This is a genomic window from Rahnella sp. JUb53, assembly GCF_004346065.1.
GTDB classification, from domain to species: Bacteria; Pseudomonadota; Gammaproteobacteria; order Enterobacterales; family Enterobacteriaceae; genus Rahnella; species Rahnella variigena.
On record NZ_SLYT01000006.1, the window covers coordinates 117,823 to 135,406 of the forward strand.

Annotated in this window: 18 protein-coding genes; 12 read left to right on the plus strand and 6 right to left on the minus strand. The window is 50.4% G+C overall.

Going from position 1 to position 17,584, the window contains the following annotated elements:
* The first annotated feature begins 27 nt into the window (after positions 1-27).
* Positions 28-951 (plus strand): LysR family transcriptional regulator, encoded by a 924-nt coding sequence (locus tag EC840_RS15465; protein ID WP_129639868.1) that lies wholly within the window; start codon positions 28-30, stop codon positions 949-951.
* Between the two features lie 16 nt (positions 952-967).
* On the opposite strand, the gene EC840_RS15470 is transcribed toward EC840_RS15465, so the two are convergent.
* A complete protein-coding gene (locus tag EC840_RS15470; RefSeq protein ID WP_132966012.1) occupies positions 968-1,681 on the minus strand; it encodes an HAD family hydrolase in 714 nt (237 codons plus the stop codon).
* A 101-nt stretch (positions 1,682-1,782) separates the two neighbouring features.
* The gene (locus EC840_RS15475; protein ID WP_132966014.1) at positions 1,783-2,127 is read right to left on the minus strand and encodes a GlpM family protein; all 345 of its coding nucleotides are present in this window, start codon (positions 2,125-2,127) and stop codon (positions 1,783-1,785) included.
* A 310-nt stretch (positions 2,128-2,437) separates the two neighbouring features.
* On the opposite strand from EC840_RS15475, the gene EC840_RS15480 reads away from it, so the two are divergent.
* Positions 2,438-3,649 carry a serine hydrolase gene (locus tag EC840_RS15480; protein WP_112289387.1) on the plus strand — a complete coding sequence of 404 codons (1,212 nt, stop codon included), beginning with the start codon at positions 2,438-2,440 and terminating at the stop codon, positions 3,647-3,649.
* Between the two features lie 131 nt (positions 3,650-3,780).
* Here the strand turns inward: EC840_RS15480 and ybjG are convergent, their stop codons facing one another.
* A complete protein-coding gene (ybjG, locus tag EC840_RS15485) occupies positions 3,781-4,386 on the minus strand; it encodes an undecaprenyl-diphosphate phosphatase (protein WP_132966016.1) in 606 nt (201 codons plus the stop codon).
* A 293-nt stretch (positions 4,387-4,679) separates the two neighbouring features.
* Positions 4,680-5,414: a class I SAM-dependent methyltransferase gene (locus EC840_RS15490; RefSeq protein WP_132966019.1), complete on the minus strand. Its 735-nt coding sequence runs from the start codon at positions 5,412-5,414 to the stop codon at positions 4,680-4,682.
* A 272-nt stretch (positions 5,415-5,686) separates the two neighbouring features.
* Here EC840_RS15490 and EC840_RS15500 point away from each other — a divergent pair, with 272 nt between their 5' ends.
* The 4 genes from EC840_RS15500 to EC840_RS15515 all read left to right on the plus strand — a co-directional run bounded on the left by EC840_RS15500 (position 5,687) and on the right by EC840_RS15515 (position 9,111).
* Positions 5,687-5,974, plus strand: coding sequence for a hypothetical protein (locus EC840_RS15500; RefSeq protein ID WP_112289384.1), 288 nt, complete (start codon positions 5,687-5,689; stop codon positions 5,972-5,974).
* A gap of 448 nt (positions 5,975-6,422) precedes the next feature.
* Complete coding sequence (ompC, locus tag EC840_RS15505) at positions 6,423-7,532, plus strand: porin OmpC (protein WP_112289383.1); 1,110 nt, start codon at positions 6,423-6,425, stop codon at positions 7,530-7,532.
* Positions 7,533-7,697: 165 nt separating this feature from the next.
* Complete coding sequence (locus tag EC840_RS15510) at positions 7,698-8,060, plus strand: bleomycin resistance protein (protein WP_112289382.1); 363 nt, start codon at positions 7,698-7,700, stop codon at positions 8,058-8,060.
* Positions 8,061-8,202: 142 nt separating this feature from the next.
* The gene (locus EC840_RS15515) at positions 8,203-9,111 is read left to right on the plus strand and encodes a benzoate transporter (protein WP_132966021.1); all 909 of its coding nucleotides are present in this window, start codon (positions 8,203-8,205) and stop codon (positions 9,109-9,111) included.
* Between the two features lie 215 nt (positions 9,112-9,326).
* On the opposite strand, the gene EC840_RS15520 is transcribed toward EC840_RS15515, so the two are convergent.
* Entirely contained in the window at positions 9,327-11,009 is a 1,683-nt protein-coding gene (locus tag EC840_RS15520; RefSeq protein ID WP_112289380.1) for an aspartate:alanine antiporter, read from the minus strand.
* A gap of 318 nt (positions 11,010-11,327) precedes the next feature.
* Between EC840_RS15520 and ybjM the strand changes: the two genes are divergently transcribed.
* Entirely contained in the window at positions 11,328-11,699 is a 372-nt protein-coding gene (gene ybjM, locus EC840_RS15525) for an inner membrane protein YbjM (RefSeq protein WP_129639874.1), read from the plus strand.
* Between the two features lie 80 nt (positions 11,700-11,779).
* Here ybjM and EC840_RS15530 read toward each other — a convergent pair whose 3' ends face one another.
* Positions 11,780-12,046, minus strand: a complete 267-nt coding sequence (locus tag EC840_RS15530) for a GrxA family glutaredoxin (protein WP_013575818.1) — start codon at positions 12,044-12,046, stop codon at positions 11,780-11,782.
* Positions 12,047-12,331: 285 nt separating this feature from the next.
* On the opposite strand from EC840_RS15530, the gene nfsA reads away from it, so the two are divergent.
* From nfsA to potG, 5 genes are all read left to right on the plus strand, one after another.
* On the plus strand, positions 12,332-13,054 hold the full coding sequence (nfsA, locus tag EC840_RS15535; protein ID WP_132966023.1) for an oxygen-insensitive NADPH nitroreductase: 723 nt from the start codon (positions 12,332-12,334) through the stop codon (positions 13,052-13,054).
* Between the two features lie 19 nt (positions 13,055-13,073).
* Positions 13,074-13,976: a 30S ribosomal protein S6--L-glutamate ligase gene (rimK, locus tag EC840_RS15540; protein ID WP_129639876.1), complete on the plus strand. Its 903-nt coding sequence runs from the start codon at positions 13,074-13,076 to the stop codon at positions 13,974-13,976.
* A gap of 147 nt (positions 13,977-14,123) precedes the next feature.
* Entirely contained in the window at positions 14,124-14,606 is a 483-nt protein-coding gene (locus tag EC840_RS15545) for a YbjN domain-containing protein (protein ID WP_112289376.1), read from the plus strand.
* A 461-nt stretch (positions 14,607-15,067) separates the two neighbouring features.
* Positions 15,068-16,177 (plus strand): spermidine/putrescine ABC transporter substrate-binding protein PotF, encoded by a 1,110-nt coding sequence (potF, locus tag EC840_RS15550; protein WP_112289375.1) that lies wholly within the window; start codon positions 15,068-15,070, stop codon positions 16,175-16,177.
* A 267-nt stretch (positions 16,178-16,444) separates the two neighbouring features.
* The gene (gene potG / locus EC840_RS15555) at positions 16,445-17,578 is read left to right on the plus strand and encodes a putrescine ABC transporter ATP-binding subunit PotG (RefSeq protein WP_129639877.1); all 1,134 of its coding nucleotides are present in this window, start codon (positions 16,445-16,447) and stop codon (positions 17,576-17,578) included.
* Positions 17,579-17,584 lie beyond the last annotated feature (6 nt).

Here is a 17,584-nt window from a genome sequence, read left to right on the forward strand (position 1 = left end):
TCTGCACAGTTATGAGGCAATAAAGTCATGCAAAGTTCGGAGATCCGCTATTTTCTGGCGGTAGCGAATACGGGGTCACTGAGCGGGGCGAGTAAGCAATTATTTGTCGCCGTATCTGCCATCAGCCGCCAGATCCAGCGGCTTGAAGAGCGCATCGGTGCGCCGCTTTTTGAACGTCATGCCCGCGGGATGGTGCTTAACGATGCCGGGCAGATCCTCGAAAACCACGTGCGTAAAAGCATGATGGATATGGAACATGCAATAGCGGAAATTCAGGGGCTGAATGCGGTACGCCGCACGGTGATCCGCATGGCCTGTACCGACGGGCTGGCGTTTGATCTGCTGCCGCAGTTGTTTTCACAGTTCAGACACGATCATCCCGGCGTGATGTTTTACCTCAATGTCGGTACGGCGGTGGAAGTGTCGGAAATGATCCATAAGGGGGAAGTGGACTTCGCCTTGCAGTTCAGCCTGGTGGCCGAGCGCGGCGTGGATATCATGGCCTCTTTTCCCGCACCGGTGAGGATGGTCATGCGGCCGGATCATCCGCTGGCTGGAAGCCATGTGCAACTGACTGATTTACATCCGTATCCGCTGGCGATGAACGAGCAGGGCAGCACCATCCGTCAGCTGTTTGATTTGTCATGCCGGATGAGCGGCGTTTTTCTCGAACCGGCGGTGAGCTGTAACCGTTTCTCTGTGTTGTACGATTTTATGGTGCATACGCCCGGCGCGATTGCGGCATGCAGCCATTTTTCCATTATGTATAAAGCGCGCCGCGACAATCTGCGCGTCAAACCGGTGAACATTGAACAGCTGAATCAGCGGACGTTGCAGTTGCAGTCACCGGCTGGAAAACGGCGTTCCGCTGCGCTGACGCAATTCATCGAGTTTGTTCGCGGTGAGATAGCGCGGGAAAGCGAAGCGTTTATCCGTGATTTTGGTCTGTAGGTAAAAACATCTTTCTTCAGCAGGTGGCCTGTTGCAGATGTGGATAACGCGACCAGTGCTGAGAAAGCCAGCCCTTTTCGGCCGCGATATTTTGCAGCGCCTCGCCGGGATTAATCACCGTCGACACGTCGGCAAATTCCAGCAAAGGCTGATCGTATAACGTGTGACTGTAGGCAAATATTTGCTGATAAGCAGGGGGCTTGCGGGTTTCCAGCCAGAGTTTCAGCCGGTCGAGGCGACCCTGATGAAACGTCAGATGGCCTTCCACCACACCGCTGAACCGCTGATTGCTGACGCCCGCCTTTAACCCGATACCAGCCTGCGCGCCAAGACGTCTCGCCACCGGTTTCACCAGATGTTCGCCGGAGGCCGAGACAATCAGGATTTCATCCCCGCGCGTCCGGTGCCACTCCAGCTTTTCACGTGCCTGCGGATACACACGCGGCATGATATCGCGGTGAATAAACCGCTGAACCCAGTTCGCCACGGTCGGGCAGCTCAGACCGCTCATCGGGACAAAGGCACGGGCAAGATAATCACTGTATTGGGCGGCAGATTGCGGGGAAAACTGTGTACCGGCGACTGAATTTTGTGCAGGCAGGGCATGCAGGCGGTAATGACAGAGTTCATCCGAAGAGACATAACCCTGAGAAATCAGCCAGTGCAGCCACAGGTTGTGGCTGTCATCACAAATCAGGGTATGGTCGAGCTCAAAAATGGCGAGATCCATGGTGCGGATTCCCTCAGCTGACAGTCTTCATTCAGCGTAGCGCAATTTTGGCGTTTGAGTGTTTTGTGAACGATATTGCCACGTAATCTTAATAAACCGATTTACCCGGCGTGAAAACGAGTCCACAGGCTGATCAGTGCCCAGGCGGCCAGCGACCAGCAGGCGACGGCGGCAATCAGAGCGTAAGGTAATTTCATCGAACCGATGAAAAAATATAAGGAAAGCAGATACACCATGTAGGGGATGACGGCCCACAGGCCGAAAATGATGGTGGTGCGTAGTGCCTCGATATTGCGTTCAGTGCCGACTATATAATGGGCGATCAGAGCGAAAGTCGGGAACAACGGCACCAGCCCGGCAATGTAATAGTTACGTGTTTTAGAGAGTATTCCGATCAGGATCACGACCAGTGCGCCAGTCAGTGCTTTAAAGACTAAACCTGCCATTTCTGCCCCTGCCATCAGTTCACCCACGTTGAAGTCACGTTGTGAATAAGCCGTTTATTGTTATAGATATTTTGTATGTGTTTGTATGCCAAATTGCCGCACATGTTTGAAATGGTCAAGCACTGACTGCCGTTTTTATCGCCAGGTGAATCTGCGCAAGCAGCGGAAAACTTTACTATTCTTAAGATCTTTACACTATTTAGGTTTATTCCCGACGCGGAAAGCAGTAGGTTTTACACCTGACAGACTTGCACAATCTGATTGAAAGATAAGATAAATTTCAGTTACCCGGACAAAAGCGCTGATACCTATGACAATTTCTTCCCCATTCAAACGGACTTTCATTTACGCGCTGGGCAGTGGAATACTCCTGCTGGCGCTTCCCGCCGCTCAGGCGGATACCGGCCCCGTCGCCCCTCAGATTAATGCCAAATCCTGGGTGTTAATGGATTACAACAGCGGGAAAATCATCACCGAATCTAACCCTGATGCCCGTCTCGACCCGGCCAGCCTGAGTAAAATTATGGTCAGCTATGTGGTCGGACAGGCGATCAAATCTGGCAAAATCAAATCCGATGATCTGGTTTCTGTCGGCAACGATGCCTGGGCAACCGGAAATCCGGTATTACGCGGCTCCTCGCTGATGTTCCTTAAACCGGGCGACCGCGTGCCGGTGTCCGAACTCAATAAAGGCATCGTCATTCAGTCGGGTAACGATGCCAGTATCGCGCTGGCCGATTACGTTGCGGGTAGCCAGGATTCATTCGTCAATCTGATGAACCGTTACGCAGAACAATTGAAACTGCAAAATACGCATTTCAAAACAGTTCACGGGCTTGATGCGGATGGTCAGTACACCTCCGCCACCGATATGGCGCTGCTTTCACAGGCCTTAATCCGCGATACGCCGGATGAATATGCGCTGCACAAAGAGAAAGAATTCACCTTCAACCACATCAAACAGATCAACCGTAACCGCCTGTTGTGGAGCTCAAACCTGAACGTTGACGGGATTAAAACCGGCTACACGTCAGGCGCGGGTTATAACTTAGTCTCCTCGGCCAGCGATTCAACCGGCATGCGCCTGATTGCCGTGGTGATGGGCGCGCCAAGCGACCGTATCCGCTTCAGCGAAAGCGAAAGCCTGCTGACATGGGGTTTCCGCTTTTACGAAACGCTGACGCCGATTAAAGCCGGTGATGCATTTACCAGTCAGCGCGTCTGGTTTGGTGAGGAAAAAATGGTGCCGCTGGGTGTCGCGGAAAATGCGTCGCTGACGATGCCGAAAGGGCAGTTGAAGAATCTCAAAGCCAGCTTTAATCTGACCAACAAGCAACTTGAAGCGCCGCTGGCGAAAAATCAGGTGGTGGGTACGGTAGATTTCAGTCTGGACGGTAAAGTGATTGAACAGCGTCCGCTGGTCGCATTGCAGGAAGTGAAGGAAACCGGCTTTATTGGTCGTATCTGGGACTTCGTGATGATGAAAATCAGCGGTCTGTGGGCAAGTATTTTTGGGAAATAAAACCCTGTCATCCCTCAGGCTGTCTCTGCGGTAGCTGCGTTTGTTCACCCCGGTCACTTACTGATGTAAGCTCCGGGGTTTCACACACTTGCCGCCCTGATGCAACTCGAATGATTCAGGGGGAGCAGTTGTTAGTTCTGTACCCAGCCTTTCTTAATCGGGAAGGCAAATCCGAAGCGGTAAACCTTACACATCATCGCGTTAATCTGCTCACCGAACAGGTTCCACACCAGTTGTGCGAACAGGCAGCCGAGCATCCCCACCAGTAAACCGCCGACCATATCCAGCGGCCAGTGAACCCCCAGATAGACGCGTGACCAGGCGATACCCACGGCGGTCACCATCAGTAATGCGCCGGACCACAGGCGATGCCAGAACAGGAACGACAGGGCGAAGGTGAAGATGGCGGTGCCATGATCGCTCGGGAATGAACTGTCAGGGGCGTGCTGGATGAAGGTATGTCCGAAACCCTCCACAAAAGGGCGTGCATGAGGGAATAACAGCGATAACGACTTAGCGGTCGCCATCGCAAAAAGAAGGGCAATGGCTGTTTTGCTGACCAGAACGCGTTGCTGGCCAATGTTCTCGCGCTGTCCCCAAAGCCATAGACCAGCAATCAGCAGGGGGACAATGATAATCAGGTCATTGGCCAGAAATGAGGCGAACTTGATCAGCATCTCCGGCGAGGCCGGCGTCGCATTAATCCAGAGAAAAACCAGATGGTTCAGCTGTTCCATTAAACTACCCTCGAATAAACAGGCCAAAATAGCCTTCAAAAAATTGCGATCAATCAGTCACCCTTCATAAACGCCGGATACGTTAATAGGCGTGGTCACGGAGGTAAAGTGGACGTCGTCTGAATATCCGCAGTCATTGAGCAACGGTATAGTTTCGCGATGAAATGAAGTGTAAACAGAAGAACTTAAGGAAGCCTTAAGCAGGCGGGAGGACGAGCCTCCCGGCGGTGATGCCTGACTGGATAAATGAAAGAAAAGATTTCAGAAAGAGGGGGTATCAGGGGGGGGAACGATTAACGCGGTTTTCGCACTGACATCAGGAACAGCATTGGTCGTTCGGCTTCCTCAGCAAGGTCCGGATAAGCGGCAATCTGCTTAGCAGAAGGGCCCCATTCATCCAGATGACAGATAACGAATCCTGCTTCAATCAACAAATTGATATAAGTGCCGAGCTTCCGGTGCTGCTTAATAACGCCTTCTGCAAACCAGTCAGTGACGCGCTGGCCTTCACGCTGATAACCTTCCACCGGCCAGGTTTTATGACCTTGCCCGTTGAGTTTCCAGCCCGGCTCTGAAGGCGCGGTATACATCGGATGCTCGGCGGAGAAGACGAAATCCCCCCCTGCTTCCAGCGCCTGATAAACAGTACGGAACATCGCGGGCAGTGCGTCAATGTAATGCAGAGTCAGGGAACTGTAGGCAAGGTTGAAAGAAGCTTCGGGTAAGGATAGCGTCTCCAGGTCGCGTCTTTCATAGCGGATAACCGTATCCGGGGTCATGGAACGGGCCTTATCCAGCATTTTTTCTGAGACATCCAGGCCGAGAACGTCATCTGCGCCCATTTCACGTGCAGCCCGGCAAAACCAGCCGTAGCCACAACCCAGATCGACCACGCGCGCGTTTTTCATGTCTGGCAGCAATGCTTTCAGGGAAGGCCATTCCGGTGCGCCGTCCAGCCCGAACTGCGAGCGTCCGAGTTGGGCATAGCCATCGAAAAAGGCCTGATCATCGTAAATATTTTGTGTCATGAGAATGACTCCTATAAAAATAGTCTTAACTGCCAATTCATTTTGGCCTGAATAGTGTAGTGAAAAATTTTATAAGAGAGCAATGAAATGGAGATTCGTAAGGCCGTTTTTGCTGATTTAAGTGTATTACAACGTCTCGGGCGGGAGACCTGTCGCCATTATTTTGGTAGTTTGTGGCAAAATAGTGACGAGCCGGATGCATCAGATGGCTGAGACTGCCTATGTGACGGCCACACAGACGACTAAATTGTGGATGATGAAAAAGGATATCAATGATTAAAATACGCCTGGGCGGCCTGTTTATTACACTGGAAGCGGGAGAAGATATTCCTTACGCGCCGGAATATTGTGAACATTACACTTACCTTTTTCATCCGGTAGAAGGCGGCTATGAAATTTTGCGTTACGATGCATATTCTGGCTGGCATAAACGCCCGGACCAGTTATTTGAAGACGGACATCAGGCATTTGTATTTGCTTATCAGGCGTACCAAAATGAATGGAATCAGACCGACGGGCGGTTAGGCGGTAAAGATCAACATCTCGAACGTATTATGTAATAAACATGTGTACAAATAGATCCATCAGCCTCCCAACCCGGAGGCTTTTTTGTGGATGAAATTGCAACCCTGCCACCGCAGATATACAAAACATTACATTAGGCTTTTCAATATCCAGATTATGTTTCCATGCCATAGTTCCGCAGCGAAATGATTATTATCATCAGGCATCACTGCAAAGATAATAGTAATTACTGGGTGGGGTAATCGTAGTCAAGATTATGTTTTATATGGTTTTATTATTATGAGCTGATGATTTTTTAAACTTAAACCAATGCCAAACGAAAACAACTTCAAATTTTTTTCGGTTGCAACGGAACTTATCCTGGATTATTTTGACGGCCATCAGTTCCAGACCCTAAAGAAGAAATATAACTTCACGGTGGGCTGAGAATTAACTTGCCGGGTGGCAATTTAGATAGCTTCCAAATAATCAAGGATATTGATGATGAAATTACGCGCACTTTCTCTGGTAATTCCTGCTCTGATGATGGCCGGCACTGCTGGCGCTGCCGAAATTTATAATAAAGACGGCAACAAACTCGATCTGTTCGGTAAAGTCGACGGCTTACATTATTTCTCCAGCGATGACAGCACTGACGGCGACCAGTCATATATGCGTTTGGGTTTCCGCGGTGAAACCCAAATTAATAGCGAACTGACCGGTTACGGTGAGTGGGAATATCAGGCAGCTCTGAATTCTCCGGAAAACGCTGATAACAACAACTTTACCCGTGTTGGTTTTGCAGGTCTGAAATTCGGCCAGTGGGGTTCACTGGATTACGGCCGTAACTATGGCGTGATGTACGACGTCGCGGCATGGACCGACGTATTGCCTGAATTCGGCGGCGATACTTACGGTGCAGACAACTTCATGTTCCAGCGTGCTAACGGCGTGCTGACCTACCGTAACAAAGATTTCTTCGGTGTTGTTGATGGCCTGGATGTTGCTGTTCAGTATCAGGGCAAAAACGGCAGCGCGACCGAATCTAACAACGGCCGTGACGTACTGGCTCAAAACGGCGACGGCTACGGCATGTCCCTGTCTTATGACCTGGGCGAAGGCTTCAGCGCTGCAGCAGCCATGATGGCTTCAGACCGTACCGCCGAGCAAAATGGCCGTAACAATCCGGCAATCATCGGTAACGGCGACAAAGCGACTGCTTACAGCGGTGGTCTGAAATACGATGCGAACAACATCTATCTGGCCGCGATGTACACCCAGAGCTACAACGCAAACCGCTTCGGTAAAGCAGGCAGCACCGCTTACGGTTACGCGGACAAAGCGCAGAACTTTGAAGCGGTAGCGCAATACCAGTTCGACTTCGGTCTGCGCCCGTCTATCGCATATGTTCAGTCCCACGCACGTAATATCCCGGGCTACAGCAACCAGAACCTGACCAAATATGTTGATGTTGGCGCGTCTTACTTCTTCAACAAAAACATGCTCACTTACGTTGATTACAAAATCAACCTGATGGACGACACCCGTCTGACCCGCGACGCCGGCATCAACACCGATGACGTTGTGGCTGTTGGTCTGGTTTATCAGTTCTGATAAACCGACGCTGCCCTTATTGGTGAGGGCGCCTGCGTCTCATGTGTCTGGATCCCCTGCCGAAAGGTAGGGGATTTTCGTTTACATTCAACTTTTCTTCACATTGATGGCTCAGGCATGATGGCGTGAACGTTTAACGACATCTTCCGACGACAGAGAGCCGCTATGACCGATTTCGCTACACCTAATCTCCCTTCCCGAAACTTCAGCGCGACACAAGATTTCTATGGCAGTTTTGGCTTCACCACGACCTATGTCGATGACGGCTGGCTGATCATGACCCGCGGAACCCTCACGCTGGAATTCTTCCTGCACACAGATCTTGATCCGCTCACAAGCTGGTTCAGTTGCTGTTTACGCGTCGATGACGCCGATGCCATGTTTGCTGCTTTTAAAGCCGCAGGTATCGGCGAGGATCCTCATTCACGTCCCTGCGTTCATCTGCCTCAAATCCAGTCAGGGATGAAAATGGGCGTCATGATTGATATCGATGGAACATTGGTGCGGGTGATTGAGAATGAGTCATAGCAGAACGGGAGATAGTTAAAGGAGCAAAAGAAATAATTTGTGGCAGGCTGAGATATCACCAGGGTAGAAATGGAAATTTATTGATATCATTACGCACAAATTATTTCTGTTTCCTTACAATTTACCAACAGGATGTTGGCTCATGATTTACGATTGCTTTTTGTTTTATGACGAGGATATGTTGTTAGATATCCGTCTTAACACACTCTATCCGCATGTTGACTGGTTTGTCATCGTTGAGTCGCGATACACATTTACGGGCAAGAAGCGGGAGAAACTCCATTTCGATATCAGCAAATATGAGAAATTCAAAGACAAGATTATTTATGTAATCAATGAAGCTGTCCCCGTCATTCATGATAAATCCTTTAAGTCTAATTGCTCAGTCGTTGAAGCTGGACAATCTGATCCCTGGGAAAATGAGACTGTGGCACGCAATTCCATCATGTTGGGACTTAAAAATGCGCAGGATGATGACATCATCATCATTTCTGACGTTGATGAAATAATAAACCCGGAAAGCATTTCTCAGTTCAGCCATTTCCATCTTTGTACCATCCTGCATCAGAATTTCTACAACTATAAATTTAATATTCAGGTACTAAACAATGATGGGTCGGCGCGCAAATGTAAGTTGCCGAAGATGGTTAAGTTCAAAGTGCTGAAGAAATTCTTTTTATCCCAACCTGATTTGCTAAGAAATGTGAAGCGAAGGGGATCTGTCATCAGGGATAGCTGGCTGCGCTGGAACTGGCTGAAGTACAGAACTAAAACGCTGAATAATGGGGGATGGCATTTCTCGTGGGTTATGACTGATGAGCGGATCTCAGAGAAAATGTCTACCATCTCTCACACAGAACATAACACCCCGGAATTCAACAACCCTGATCATATCCGCCGCTGCGTTGAAAATAATCAGGATTTATGGAACCGGCAAAGAGTCATGAAAGTGATCCCGATGACCAAAGAGTTCTTCCCTGATTATCTGGTTAACAAAAAAGATGAACTGGCAGCGTTTATCCGTCAGGAAAAATCGATCACAGATAATTGAGTTGATTTTAAAGGGATTTTGAATCAGAAAAGAAAAAACCCATCAATCTTGAACCTAACGAGGCGGGATTGACGGGCTCTCCAAATTTGGGGACTTCAAAGAAAAGCAGTGGCACTAATTAAGACTACAGGTAACTTTAAAAGTTCGTTCCATGTGGCAAAAATTTAAAAAAATTATTGATTTTTTTTTGCCACATTACGGTTCAATGAGTTACGTCATGCCCCGGGCCAGATGATGACAATCAATGTCCCGGCGAGTGTCAGCAATACGTTAGCAATCGCGTAGGTTCCTGCATAACCGAGTGCCGGAATGTTACTACGTGCGGTATCACTGATGATTTCCATCGCAGGGGCACAAGTTCGTGCGCCCATGATGGCGCCGAACAGCAGCGCGCGGTTCATGCGTAACACATATGCCCCGAAGATAAAGCAGATCACCACCGGTACCAGGCTGACGATCAGGCCCGAAAGCAACATCTGACCACCAACCGCGCCAAGCCCGTTATTGATACCTGCACCGGCACTCAGGCCGACGCCCGCCATAAACACCATCAGGCCAAACTCTTTCACCATATTCAGCGCACCCTGCGGGATATAACCAAAAGTAGGGTGATTGGCCCGCAGGAAGCCCAGCATGATCCCGGCGAACAGCAGGCCTGCTGCATTGCCGATACCAAAGCTGAAGTTTTTAAACTGGAAGGTGATAAGACCAATCATCAGGCCGACGATAAAGAAGGCGCAGAAGGCCAGCAAATCGGTGAGCTGGCTGTGAACGGAGATAAACCCGATACGCTCCGCCACGCTTTTGACGCGTTTCGCATCGCCGCTGACCTGCAAGACATCACCTTTATTGAGAACGATGCTGTCGTCGATCGGCATTTCAATCTGGCTGCGGATCACGCGGTTCAGGAAACAACCCTGATCGGTCAGGTTGAGCTGGCTCAGACGTTTACCGACGGCATGGTTATTTTTGACCACCACTTCCTCGGTCACAATGCGCATGTCGAGCAGGTCGCGGTCGAAGACTTCCTTACCGTTTCGGAAACTCGGATCAAGACGCGAATGCGCATCCGGATAACCCACCAGCGAGATCTCATCGCCGACCTGCAACACCGCGTCACCGTCCGGCGTCGCCAGAATGCCATTACGGCGGATGCGTTCGATATAGCATCCGGTCTGGCGATAAATGCCCAGTTCGCGCAGATTTTTGCCATCCGCCCAAGCCACCAGTTCCTGTCCGACGCGATAGGCGCGGATCACCGGAAGATAGACTTTGCGTTTGCTGTCAGTATCCAGGCCACGTTCGCGTGCTATTTGCTGGGCGCTGGTCGGTAAATCCTGATGTTGTAGCTTCGGCAGATAACGCGCGCCGAAAATCAGACTGACCAGTCCGATCAGATAGGTCAGGGCGTAACCGAGACTCAGATTGTCCAGCTCAGAACCGAGAAGATTATTGCCGCCCATGGTGTTGCGCAGGGTATCCCCGGCGCCGACCAGAACCGGCGTCGAGGTCATGGAACCGGCGAGCATACCGGCGGTAAGGCCGATATCCCAGCCAAACAATCGCCCGAGCCCGAGAGCCAGCAACATGGCGCTGCCGACCATCACCAGTGCAAGCATGAAATAATTTTTGCCGTCGCGGAAGAAAATCGAAAAAAAGTTCGGTCCGGCTTCCACGCCAACACAGAAAATAAACAGCATAAAGCCGAGGTTCAGCGCTTCGGTATTGATGCTGAAATGCTGCTGACCTAAAAGCAGCGAAACCACTAATACGCCAATAGAATTTCCGAGCTGGACGGAACCCAGACGAATTTTCCCCAGACACAAACCGAGTGCCAGAACCACAAATAATAACAGGATGTAATTCCCGTTTAACAAACTAGCGACGTTTATATTCACAAGGATAACTTATTGTTTACCAACAAATTCTTGATATAGGAGAATGTAAAGGATAAATTCAGAAACGGAAAATTCCTACTTAGCTGGCACCGTCTGAACAGCCCCGGGAAGTGGAAATTGGGTTTCGGGCGTCATTTTAGTCACAGAACGCCAGTTCAGCCAGAGAAATGCCCGTATAAATCTTCTGAAAGCTTTTTTTGTGTTTCGCGGGATTGCGGAACGCGCTGGGGAAATGAGCCAGAAGGCTCTGACAGGTAATAAAGAACGCATTTTGTGCAGAGAACCTGTGAATCTCGCCAACTTTAAGGAGGAAGTAAAATGGCCATTTGGCGAAAGGTACTAGCGACGTTTATTTGTTTCATGATGTTCTTAATTCTTTATATTATATTAAGGAATGGTTGGATTGTTGTTATAAGTATCGCGCCGGGCCCTGAATACGGGCTGCTATTATTTTTACTACCCGGCATGGTGACGTCGCTGATTTCCCGTGACTCGGCGATATTTTCCTCCCTTGTCGGAGGGCTGGTTTCCATTCCTGTCTGTTTTTTATTGCGTCTGGCCTTTTACCCACGCGTTCGTCCACTGGTTCAGGAATTAGCTTATGCCACCAGCGCGATATTCTGGTGTGTTCTGGGCGCTATGCTCGTGCAAATGCTGCTCATCGCTTACCAGCAGTTCAGGCAACACTGACATGTGATGATGTCGAGGCCATAAAAAAGGCGCTCATTGAGCGCCTTTTTGCTGTGTGTATGTCTTTATTTTTTTGCGGATCAGTTGCTGAACAACGCCAGATGCTCTTTGGCATAGGCTTCAAAATCAGTGCAACCGCCGATGTGTTTCTGATCCAGGAAAATCTGTGGAACCGTTTCAACCGGTTTACCCACGGTTTTTTCCAGGTCGGCTTTAGTGATGCCTTCCGCGTGGATGTCGATGTAACGGAAGTTGAAATCATCACGTTCTTCAGTCAGTTTTTCAGCCAACTCTTTAGCGCGCACGCAATAAGGACAGCCAGGACGCCCGAAAATTACTGCAAACATGGAGACTCCTTTGTTAATACCAGCAAGATAAAATGAAAGGGGAGTGACTATTTTTGTTATCCACATCACCTTTTTGATGTCGCTACTATGCCTGTTGCAAACCATAAAAAAAAGCAGGAATTACCTGTCAGTCCGATACCTTTGACCTATCCAAATGAACCTGCTGCTGTTTTTAGCTGCCACACATTGTTGCACCAATTGATGCCGCAAGCCTTGCAAACGGTGCTCACAGCATGAATGATTGATACAGATTTCTCCTCACTTACACCATTCAGGAATTTTTTAATGACGCCGACTATCGACCTTTTGCGCTCTCACCGTTCAATTCGCGCCTTCACCGACCAGCCGGTATCCGAAGAACAACGCGAAGCCATTATTAGCGCTGCACAATCAGCATCGACTTCCAGTTTCCTGCAATGTTCTTCTATTATTCGCGTCACCGATCCTGCGTTACGCGAAACGCTTGTGCAGTACACCGGCGGCCAGAAATATGTCGCCAGTGCGGCAGAATTTTGGGTTTTCTGCGCCGATTTCAACCGTAATTTGCAGATCAATCCCGAAGCTGAACTTGGCCTTGCCGAACAGCTGCTGCTGGGTTGCGTGGATACCGCGCTGATGGCGCAAAATGCCATGACGGCGGCAGAATCGCTCGGTCTGGGCGGGGTATTTATAGGCGGGATCCGTAATCAGGTTGAAGATGTTGTCACGCTGCTGAAATTGCCAAAATTTGTCATGCCGCTGTTTGGTTTTTGCATCGGTACGCCAGCACAGGATCATCAGGTGAAACCGCGTATGCCACAATCCATGCTGGTTCACGAAAACAGTTATCAGCCATTGGATAAAGCGGTACTGGCAGAGTACGACGAACAATTAAGCGAGTATTATCTGCAACGGGACAGCAATGCGCGTCGCGATACCTGGAGCGATCTGATTATGCGCACGCTGAAAAAGGAACAGCGTCCGTTTATGCTGGACGCTTTGCACAAGCAAGGTTGGGCAACACGCTAAAACGGCGACGGAGTGTCGGATGAAAATTGCAATTCTCTCCCGTGACGGGTCTTTGTATTCGTGTAAGCGGCTGAAGGAAGCAGCAGAATCCCGCGGGCATGAGATAGATATTATTGACCCGCTTTCCTGCTATATGAATATCAATCCGGCCGCGCCAAGTGTGCATTACCGTGGACGTCAGCTCGATATTTATCAGGCGGTGATCCCGCGTATCGGTTCTGCCATCACTTTTTATGGCACTGCAGTCTTACGCCAGTTTGAAATGCTGGGCAGTTTTCCGCTCAATGAATCGGTGGCCATTACCCGCGCGCGCGATAAATTGCGCTCTATGCAGATTCTGGCTCGCGAATGCATCGATTTGCCGATCACTGGTTTTGCCAATGCTCCGGATGATACGTCGGATTTGATTGCACTGGTGGGCGGTGCGCCGCTGGTGGTGAAACTGGTGGAAGGCACGCAGGGCATCGGCGTGGTGCTGGCGGAAACCCGTCAGGCGGCGGAAAGCGTGATTGACGCATTTCGTGGCCTGAACGCGCATATTCTGGTGCAGGAATATATTCGTGAAGCGCAGGGGCGTGATATCCGCTGTCTGGTCGTGGGTAAGAAAGTGGTGGCGGCCATTGAGCGTCAGGCCAAACCGGGTGATTTTCGATCCAACCTTCATCGCGGCGGCACGGCGGCTAAGGTCAACATTACGTCACAAGAGAAAGAGATTGCAGTGAAAGCCGCGCTGACGTTGGGGCTGGACGTCGCCGGCGTGGATATTCTGCGGGCAAACCGTGGCCCGCTGGTGATGGAAGTCAACGCGTCACCAGGGCTGGAAGGTATCGAAACGACCACCGGGCTGGATATCGCCGGTATGATGATCGACTACATTGAGCAACGGGCTCGCCCCGGATTTCGTCTGAAATCCGGGGGCTAATTCTTATTTAGCCGCGCTAATGTCCATCAATCCGGTATTGATCGTAGCGCTTACCGGCATAATTCCGTAAGCTATGACCCCTTCGTAATGCCGATAGCGTTACGAAGGGTTTGTTTTTTCCGTTGTGTTGAACTCGTGAGGCATTCTATGGATTCGCTCATCGTCCCTGATTTAGCGCTGCTTCGGCGCTGGCTGGATCAGCTGGGCATCTCTTTTTTCGAGTGTGATTCCTGTCAGGCTCTCCATTTGCCGCATATGCAGAATTTTGATGGCATTTTTGATGCCAAACTCGATATCGTAGATAACGTTATTTTGTTCTCTGCGCTGGCCGAAGTAAAACCGACGGCGCTCATCCCGCTGGTCGCTGACCTGAGCTCAATTAATGCCAGCTCGCTGACCATCAAAGCGTTTGTCGATATTCAGGATGATAATCTGCCGAAACTGATTGTCTGCCAGTCGCTGACTATCGCGGTAGGCGTGACTGAAGAGCAGTTTGCTTTCTTCCTGCAACAGGCAGAAGAGCAGATGTCGATGATTATTCTCGAAGCGCACGCCAATGACTTGCTGTTTTTGGGTGATGAAGAAGAAGGTACGCCGGTGACTTCCGTGAATTTACCTTTGCTGCACTGATTTTTGTGTCATCTGCCATTTCCCTGATGGCGGTTATTTCTGTAAAGACCTTTTCCCCCTTTGAAGATCCTTTTCTGCGAGCCGTGTTTATTGCGGCTCCGCTGCCTTTATTCGCTTTCGCCATAAGTTATGCTGGTATTGTGTCATTGTTGCCAGATATTTCACTTTGTTAAAAGGCAAAATGCCAGACGGTATAGACTAAATCTGCATAATTAATCGATAAACGCCGGTTTTGCCTCGCGAGGCTGGTGCGCAGGGGTTGCAGGCGCTATGCTTCTGACTCTGCATCACGCGTGATTACGTCGTAAAACCAAACGGTTAATTCGCAGGCAGCGTATGCGTCAACGTTGAATGCCTATGCACATTCGTGGATGGCAGTTGGCCTTAGTGTGAAAGGTTTTGTATCCGTTCCAGTGATACAAATTCAATTTTATATTCCCCTGTCTTGGAGGTAGTAACGGATGTTCACCCTGCGTAAAAAGTGGTTATCGGGTGTTGTCGCCGGTCTGGTTATGGCTGCGTCCGTCACAGCGTCTGCGGAAGAAAAAACGCTGCATATCTATAACTGGTCTGATTATATCGCGCCAAATACCGTGCCTGATTTCCAGAAGGAAACCGGCATTAAAGTGGTTTACGACGTGTTTGATTCCAACGAAGTACTGGAAGGCAAACTCATGGCAGGCAGCACCGGTTTCGATCTGGTGGTGCCATCGGCCAGTTTCCTTGAGCGTCAGCTGGCGGCAGGCGTCTTCCAGCCACTCGACAAGAGCAAACTGCCTAATTACAAAAATATGGATCCTGATCTGCTGAAGATGGTGGCGCAGCACGATCCGGGTAACAAATACGCAATCCCTTATCTGTGGGCGACCACCGGCATTGGTTACAACGTTGATAAAGTGAAAGCGGTTCTGGGTAAAGATGCGCCGGTCGACAGCTGGGATTTAGTACTCAAGCCTGAAAACCTCGAGAAACTGAAAAGCTGCGGTGTTTCCTTCCTCGATGCACCTGCGGAAATTTACGCTACCGTGCTCAATTACCTGCATCTGGATCCGAACAGCACCAAAGCGTCTGATTACACCGGTGCGGCCAACGATCTGCTGCTGAAACTGCGTCCGAACATCCGTTATTTCCACTCTTCCCAGTACATCAACGACCTGGCGAATGGCGATATCTGCGTCGCTATCGGCTGGGCAGGGGATGTGATGCAGGCGTCTAACCGCGCGAAAGAAGCGAAAAATGGCGTGAACGTGGCGTACAGCATTCCTAAAGAAGGGGCGCTGGCCTTCTTCGACGTGTTTGCTATTCCTGCGGATGCCAAAAATCTCGACGAAGCCTATCAGTTCCTGAATTACCTGATGGAACCGAAAGTTATCGCGCAAATCAGTAACACTGTTTACTACGCCAGCGGCAACAAAGCCGCGACACCACTGGTGAACGAAGATGTGCGTAACAACCCGGGCATTTATCCACCGGCAGACGTTCAGGCGAAGCTTTTCACCCTGAAAGTTCAGGATCCGAAAATCGACCGGGTTATCACCCGTTCGTGGACCAAGGTCAAAACCGGCAAGTAATACTCTTCATCCTTCAGGCTGCCTCTGTGTTGGCTGCGTGAACGCGCCCCGGTCACTGACTTGTGTCAGCTCCCGGGGACTTGCTCACTTGCCGCCTTGATGCAACCAGAATGATTTTGAGTATCGTTAACGCGGCTCCGCTTATTGATGGCGGGGCCGCTGACGTTTTGCTTCCGGCTGTATTTTGGGCATACAGATCAGGCACTTTTCCCCCTGACTGTTATGCTTATTTGAATTGCTTCATTTTGATACCGGAGATTTCTCTGAGTGAACGACGCTATCCCCCGCCCGCAGCCTAAATCCCAGAAGGGTTTCACGCCTTTGCTGGAAATCCGCAATCTGACCAAATCTTTTGATGGTCAGGCCGCCGTTGATGACGTGAGCCTGACCATTTACAAAGGCGAGATTTTCGCACTGCTCGGCGCGTCCGGCTGTGGAAAATCGACCCTGTTGCGTATGCTGGCCGGTTTCGAGCAGCCTACGCAGGGCCAAATCGTACTGGATGGCGTAGATCTTTCGCAGGTGCCGCCTTATCAGCGTCCGATCAATATGATGTTTCAGTCATACGCCTTGTTCCCGCACATGACGGTCGAACAAAATATCGCGTTCGGCCTTAAGCAGGACAAACTGCCGTCGGCAGAAATCAAAAGCCGCGTGGCGGAAATGCTGACGCTGGTTCACATGCAGGAATTTGCTAAACGTAAGCCGCATCAGCTTTCCGGCGGTCAGCGTCAGCGTGTGGCGCTGGCGCGCAGTCTGGCGAAACGGCCAAAGTTATTACTGCTCGACGAACCGATGGGCGCGCTGGATAAAAAACTGCGCGACCGCATGCAGCTGGAAGTGGTGGATATCCTGGAGCGCGTCGGCGCGACCTGCGTCATGGTCACGCACGATCAGGAAGAAGCGATGACCATGGCCGGGCGTATCGCCATCATGAACCGCGGTAAGTTCGTGCAAATCGGTGAGCCGGAAGAAATTTACGAGCACCCGACCAGCCGTTTCAGCGCCGAATTTATCGGCTCTGTAAATGTTTTCGAGGGCGTGCTGAAAGAGCGTCTGGAGGATGCGCTGGTTCTGACCTCGCCGGGGCTGAAGCACCCGCTGAAAGTGGATCCGGATGTCTCCGTGGTCGACGGTGTACCGGTGTTTGTGGCACTGCGTCCGGAAAAAATCATGTTATGCGAGGAAGTGCCGGAAGACGGTTGCAACTTTGCTGTCGGTGAAGTGGTAAACATCGCTTATCTCGGCGACCTGTCGATTTACCACGTCCGGCTGCACAGCGGACAGATGATCACCGCGCAATTGCAGAACGGTCATCGTTTCCGCAAAGGCATGCCAACCTGGGGCGACGAAGTGCGCCTGTGCTGGGAAGCCGACAGCTGTGTCGTGCTGACTGTTTAGGGGGGA